General features: G+C 61.6%; 7 protein-coding genes. 5 read left to right on the top strand and 2 right to left on the bottom strand.

The genetic code is table 11. From position 1 onward, the window contains the following. Positions 1–146: 146 nt before the first annotated feature. Positions 147–482: a hypothetical protein gene (locus GEV05_30250; protein ID MPZ47565.1), complete on the bottom strand. Its 336-nt coding sequence runs from the start codon at positions 480–482 to the stop codon at positions 147–149. Between the two features lie 167 nt (positions 483–649). On the opposite strand from GEV05_30250, the gene GEV05_30245 reads away from it, so the two are divergent. After that, a complete protein-coding gene (locus GEV05_30245; protein ID MPZ47564.1) occupies positions 650–1624 on the top strand; it encodes a tripartite tricarboxylate transporter substrate binding protein in 975 nt (324 codons plus the stop codon). 13 nt (positions 1625–1637) lie between these two features. After that, the gene (locus tag GEV05_30240) at positions 1638–2573 is read left to right on the top strand and encodes a TauD/TfdA family dioxygenase (protein MPZ47563.1); all 936 of its coding nucleotides are present in this window, start codon (positions 1638–1640) and stop codon (positions 2571–2573) included. 63 nt (positions 2574–2636) lie between these two features. Here the strand turns inward: GEV05_30240 and GEV05_30235 are convergent, their stop codons facing one another. Beyond that, a complete protein-coding gene (locus tag GEV05_30235; GenBank protein ID MPZ47562.1) occupies positions 2637–3359 on the bottom strand; it encodes a GntR family transcriptional regulator in 723 nt (240 codons plus the stop codon). A gap of 80 nt (positions 3360–3439) precedes the next feature. Here GEV05_30235 and GEV05_30230 point away from each other — a divergent pair, with 80 nt between their 5' ends. The 3 genes from GEV05_30230 (at position 3440) to GEV05_30220 (ending at position 5629) form a co-directional block, all read left to right on the top strand. Then, a complete protein-coding gene (locus GEV05_30230) occupies positions 3440–3964 on the top strand; it encodes a hypothetical protein (GenBank protein ID MPZ47561.1) in 525 nt (174 codons plus the stop codon). A gap of 99 nt (positions 3965–4063) precedes the next feature. Further along, a complete protein-coding gene (locus tag GEV05_30225) occupies positions 4064–5056 on the top strand; it encodes a tripartite tricarboxylate transporter substrate binding protein (GenBank protein ID MPZ47560.1) in 993 nt (330 codons plus the stop codon). Positions 5057–5110: 54 nt separating this feature from the next. Next, positions 5111–5629 (top strand): hypothetical protein, encoded by a 519-nt coding sequence (locus tag GEV05_30220; protein MPZ47559.1) that lies wholly within the window; start codon positions 5111–5113, stop codon positions 5627–5629. Position 5630 lies beyond the last annotated feature (1 nt).

Here is a 5630-nt window from a genome sequence, read left to right as displayed (position 1 = left end):
GCATCGAACGGTTGCGCAATGGTCGAGGCGGGCTCCAGCACGCACCAGCCACGCGCGTAACGCACCTGCCCGGTGCTTTAGGCTATGCACATCGCGATCAATCGACCTTAGGACGTCGTTCGCTCCGCCCGGCGCGAACGGCACGCTCAGCCGAACCGGTCGCTGCGGATAGGTTGCCAGAAGAAACCGGCGTTCTGGCTTCCGATGGGCTTTCCGTTCTGGATGATATTGGATACGACAAAGAGCTCAGGGTAGCCGGGCCTGCAGCAGTCCTGGCGCACGTGGTGCTCGAACTCGCCGAAGCGGCGGCTGAATGCGATGTGCTGCTCGGGCGTCAGGTGCTGGTTCCGGAAGAAAATGACTTCGTGCTCATGCAGCGCGGCCACGATTTCCTGGAAAGCCTGCTCGTCCAGGTTGCACGGCAGGTCGATGCCCGCGATCTCAGCCCCGAGCGCACGGTCCGACGGTCTTGCAGCAAGCATTACGCTCCTCCTTCGGTGGTGTTTCCGAACGCAGGCCAGTCGTCATTCGGACGGTCGCAGAGTAGGATGCTCGCCGCCGCCTTGTCAATGCCCAAAGACGGCAGTTCTGTATAATGCATGCAACTTGCATTCAGAATGATCGGGTGCGACAAGAGAGAAGAGGAGGTATGGCAGTGAGGCAGCTTCGTTACCGTGTGTTCATTTCCACAGTTGCGCTGCTAGCAGCCGGCCAGGTAAGCGCGCAGACGTATCCAGTCAAGCCCGTTCGCTTCATCGTGCCGTACACTGCAGGGGGTCCCAGCGATGTCCTCGCGAGGCTCCTGGGTACCGGACTGACCGAGGCGCTCAGGAAGCAGGTGATCGTCGACAATCGCGGTGGCGCCAACGGCAACATCGGCATGCAAGCCGCGGCCACCGCACCGCCCGACGGGCACACGATCGTGCTTTCGACCGGTTTCACACTCACCGTGAATCCCCACATCTACCGACTGCCGTACGATATCGAGCGGGACTTTGCGCCGATTTCGCTGCTCATATCCTCAGCGGCCCTGCTTGTGGTGACCCCGACGCTGCCGGCGAAGTCGGTTCCCGAGCTGATAAGGCTCGCCAAGGCGCGGCCGGGCGAGCTCACTTTCGGCTCTTCCGGTCTGGGCGGATTCGGCCACATCAGCGGCGAGCTTTTCAAGATGCTGACGAAAACATCGATGATTCACGTGCCTTACAAGAGCGCAGCTCCCGCCCTCACCGATCTCGCAGCCGGCAACATCACCGTGCTGTTCAACAACCTCGTCACAACGGTGCCTATGGTCGAAGCAGGCCGGGTTCGCGCGATCGCAGTCACGACTAGAGAGCGCTCGCCGGTGATCCCGGACGTGCCGACGGTCGCCGAGGCGGGCGTGCCCGGATACGAGAGTACGACCTGGAACGGCCTGCTCGCGCCCGCCGGCACGCCGGAAGACGCGCTCGCGCGCCTGAACTCGGAAGTCGTGAAGATTCTCGCATCGGCAGACATGAAGCAGCGCATCAGTGCCCGCGGGGCGGCGGTTACGCCGTCGACGCCCGAGCAGTTCCGCGCGAAGATCAGGGAAGAAACGGCGCGCATGGCAGACGTCGTGCGATTTGCGAAGATCAAGCCAAATTAAGGGAGGCAGATCGATGATAGAGACAACCTTGATCACCGAGCGCACAAGCGCGCAGACACTGTCCTTCGTCCCGCTCTCGCCGGTGCTCGGAGCGCAAGTCCACTGCGGCAGCCTGGCCAGGCCCGATGAACAAGATTTCGACGCGATCCGCAAGGGACTGCTGGATCATATGGTGCTGTTGTTTCGCGGCCAGGATCTAACCGATCCTGAGCTGATCGCTTTCGGTCGGCAGCTTCACGCGCTCGACAATGCGCCGCTCGGCTATACCAATAATCAGAAAGAGCGCGAGCACGAAGAAATGCTCATCGTGTCGAACGTCAAGGAAGATGGCGTGCCCATCGGCGTGCTCGGAGATGCCGAAGTGGTGTGGCACTCGGACAACTCCTATCGCGAGACGCCGCTCAGCTACAGTCTGCTGTACGCGGTGGAGCTTCCGGATTCCGGCGGCGAGACCGCATTCGCGAACATGTACATGGCATATGACAACCTGTCGGCAGACCTCAAGACGAGACTGTCGACGCTTACGGTCAAGCACGACACGACTTACAACAGCGCGGGCGAACTGCGCAGGGGCTTCCAGCCCGCGTCCGATCCGATCACCGCGCCGGGGCCCTACCATCCCCTGGTACGGACGCACCCTGAAACGGGCCGTAACGCGCTCTATCTAGGCCGCAGGCCAAACGCCTACGTCTGCGGACTCTCGCTCGATGAATCGGAGTCGCTGCTGAACATGCTGTGGGCTCACGCGGCCCAGGAGCGATTCACGTGGCAGCACACATGGAAAAAAGGCGACGTGCTGATCTGGGACAACCGCTGCCTCATGCACCATCGCAAACCCTTTGATCCTTGCGCGCGTCGCGTCCTGCACCGGCTCCAGTTTCGCGGCGACCGGCCGTATCACGATCCGCGCGCAGCCGCCAGAGGATCGCATCCGCGCGCGCCCCGCTGAGTCGAGACTCTGCGCTCATGGCCGTGGCCACGGCCGGCGGGAAAGGCGCCGCCAGTCGCAGCGCTAACGTCTCCTGCGCGTCGCGCGTTTCGCCGCAGGTTTGCGAGCCTGCACCGCGGGCTCGTCCACCGCATTCACTATTCCGGCAGGCAGGATACTCGCACGGGACGCTCGGATGTGCGCGAGCACCGCATCTTTTACGAGCTCCGGATCGCCTGAGCGCAGCGCCTTCAGAATCTTGGTGTTCTCCGCCTGGACTTCCCGGGCCCGGCTCGAGCGCATGTCCTGGTGCATCGCCCCAACGAGCAGAATGCGGTCGCGGGCCGTCGCCAGCAGCCGATACAGCAGCTCATTATGGCTCGCGGCGGCAATCGAGAGATGAAATTCGCGGCTCAGGGCGCGAAACACCGCGTACCGCTCCTGCTTCAGGAGCCTGGCCGCTTTTTCGAGTTTTACTGCAAGCGCGGACAGCACTGCGCCGTTCAGATGAGGCAGCGCCTCGAGCGCAGCCTGCACTTCGAGTGACTCGCGCACGGTGAACAGATTCAGAATGTCCTGCGGCGTCATCGGCCGCACCACGTATCCCCAGCCATCCTGCCGCATGACGAACCCTTCCTGCTCAAGCCTGCTGAGCGCCTCGCGCACGGGCGTGCGGCTCACATCGAGATGGGCCGCAATCTCCTGCGCACGCAGCGGCGAACCCGGCTTAGCGGAGAGGCTGACGATCTCGTCCTTGATATGGCTGTAAGCCTTGTCCTGACTGCTGTTCTTGCGAGGGTTTGCCATGAGCAGACGTGTTACGTGCGCAAACGGGGCGCTGGAGTCTACCACGTGCCCATTTCCCCGCGCCCGGTCAGCCCGTCTCTATGCATGCAATTTGGATACAATCACTCGAACAACCGATACGAGGAGGAATCGTCACGATGACGGCAAAATTGCAGTGCAGCTCCGAAATGTTGCACGTGCCCTACCGGGGCAGCGCAGCTGCACTTGTCGACACCATTGCCGGCAATGTAGTCATCATGTTTCCCAACCTGCCCGTGGCCTTGCCGCATGTAGCTTCAGGCAAGCTGCGCGCGATCGCGGTGACGTCGCGCGATCGTTCGCCCGCGGCTCCCGACACGCCTACCATTTCCGAAGCAGGCGTACCTGGGTACGAAGTGAATACCTGGTTTGGCTTCCTTGCGCCGGCGGGAGTTCCGGACGCGGTCCTGCGCCGACTGCATTCCCACATCACCGCCGCACTCCTCGAGCCGGACGTGAAGAAGATCCTGGTAAGTCAGGGCGCAAACGTTGTCGCTTCGACAGGCAAGCAGTTCGGCGGATTCATCAAAGCCGAGCTGGACAACTGGGCCGCGATAATCAGGAAGTCGGGGGCGACGGCAAATTGATTGGCTTCTCTCGGCTTACTTTCGGCGAGATCGCTTGAGCCCAGTGTGCAGCACTCGTAAGGTGAGAAGCGCGATTACGCAATGTAGACGGAGGAATCGATGAGAGTGACAGTACGAGCACTGCCAGCAGCTCTGCTTTGGGCGATCAGCACCGGGCTCTTTGCTCAGCCCGCACCGCGCGGAACGCAAGGCGATTACCCCAACCGGCCAGTTCGCCTGATCATTCCCTTTACCACGGGCGGCAGCAACGACAATGTCGCCCGCATACTTGGCGCAAGACTTTCCATGCTCTGGGGCCAACAAGTCGTTGCAGACAACCGCGTAGGCGCCAATGGCATCATCGGCACCGCTATGGCCGCGCAGGCGCCGCCCGATGGCCACACGATGGTCGTTGCTTCGACGACTTTTGCCATCAATCCAACAACCCACAGGCTGCCCTACGATTCTCTGAGAGACTTTCAGCCGGTAGCGCTGCTCGGCGATGGGCCGCTTATTCTCTGCGCACATCCGGCCTTCCCCGCGCGCACCGTAAAGGAGCTTATCTCGCTGGCCAGGGGCAAGCCCAACTCCAATGAGCTGCAATTCGGGATCTCCGGTGTTGGAGGCGTCACTCACCTCGCCATGTTAAGGCTGCAGAAGATGACCGGGACTTCCATGGCGCACGTGGCGTACAAGGGGTCAAGCGCCGCAGTCATAGACACACTGAGCGGACAAGTGCCGCTCATCATGAGCAGCGTGAGCCCGGTCCTCGCGCACCTGAACAGCGGAAAACTGCGCGCTCTGGGTCTGGGCAGTGCAAAACGCTCGGCACTTCTGCCCGATGTGGCGACGATCGCCGAGTCCGGTGTTTCGGGATACGAAGCAATCATCTGGTGGGGAATTCTGGTACCGCGCGCAACGCCGAAGGCGATCGTGGACAAACTCGATCGCGATATCGGCCGCAGTCTCCAAGACCGTGACCTCCAGCAACGGTTCGCGAGCCTGGGCATGGAGGCCCGTCATGCCCCATCCACGCGATTTTCCACGTTCCTGGCCACGGAAATATCCGCATTTTCCGAGCTGATCAAAGAGTCAGGCTTGACCGCGAAGTAATTCGCATTTCATCACTGGAGGAAAGCGACTTGACAGCGGCGGAATTGAGCGGCAGTGCCGCCAGATCATTCGAAGCGTTCGACGTCATCGTCGTGGGATACGGCTTTGCCGCGGGGCGCTGCGATCGAAGCCAGCGATGCCGACGCGCGCGTGCTGTTGCTCGAAAAAATGCCTGATCCCGGTTGTGCCTGGCCGGCTAGCACATATGCTCGCGACGACTCGTGGACTGATCGTCTCATTGAGAACGAAGTGCTCGAACAAGATGCAGCCTTGGCGCGACTTTCGGAACGGGGGCTCCGCTGGCCCAGTTCCGGCAAGGAGGAGTTCGAGATACCTGCGCTCGGCAAGCGCCTGCAGCGGATGCTCGTCGAGATTCGCTCCGGCCGTGGCTTCGTACTGATCAAGTGCATCCCGGTGGATCGTTACAGCTCGGAGGAACTGCGCAATATGTACTGGGTCAGCGGAGCGCACCTCGGTACGGTGATTCACCACGTCCGGGTACAGCCCCGTGGCAGCCCACCCCACGCATGTTGCATGCAATTTGGATACAATGATTCGACCAGATTAACCTGAG

This window comes from Betaproteobacteria bacterium (genome assembly GCA_009377585.1).
Classification (GTDB): domain Bacteria; phylum Pseudomonadota; class Gammaproteobacteria; order Burkholderiales; family WYBJ01; genus WYBJ01.
Note: the sequence above shows the minus strand (reverse complement) of the source record. Positions and strands in the feature narration are given on the sequence as shown.

What these genes read in the sequence shown, in the direction of transcription:
- GEV05_30250 (MPZ47565.1), bottom strand. Translation starts at nt 482, where the DNA reads ATGCTTGCTGCAAGACCGTCGGACCGTGCGCTCGGGGCTGAGATCGCG.
- GEV05_30230 (MPZ47561.1), top strand. Translation starts at nt 3,440, where the DNA reads ATGCATGCAATTTGGATACAATCACTCGAACAACCGATACGAGGAGGA.
- GEV05_30240 (MPZ47563.1), top strand. Translation starts at nt 1,638, where the DNA reads ATGATAGAGACAACCTTGATCACCGAGCGCACAAGCGCGCAGACACTG.
- GEV05_30235 (MPZ47562.1), bottom strand. Translation starts at nt 3,359, where the DNA reads ATGGCAAACCCTCGCAAGAACAGCAGTCAGGACAAGGCTTACAGCCAT.
- GEV05_30225 (MPZ47560.1), top strand. Translation starts at nt 4,064, where the DNA reads ATGAGAGTGACAGTACGAGCACTGCCAGCAGCTCTGCTTTGGGCGATC.
- GEV05_30245 (MPZ47564.1), top strand. Translation starts at nt 650, where the DNA reads ATGGCAGTGAGGCAGCTTCGTTACCGTGTGTTCATTTCCACAGTTGCG.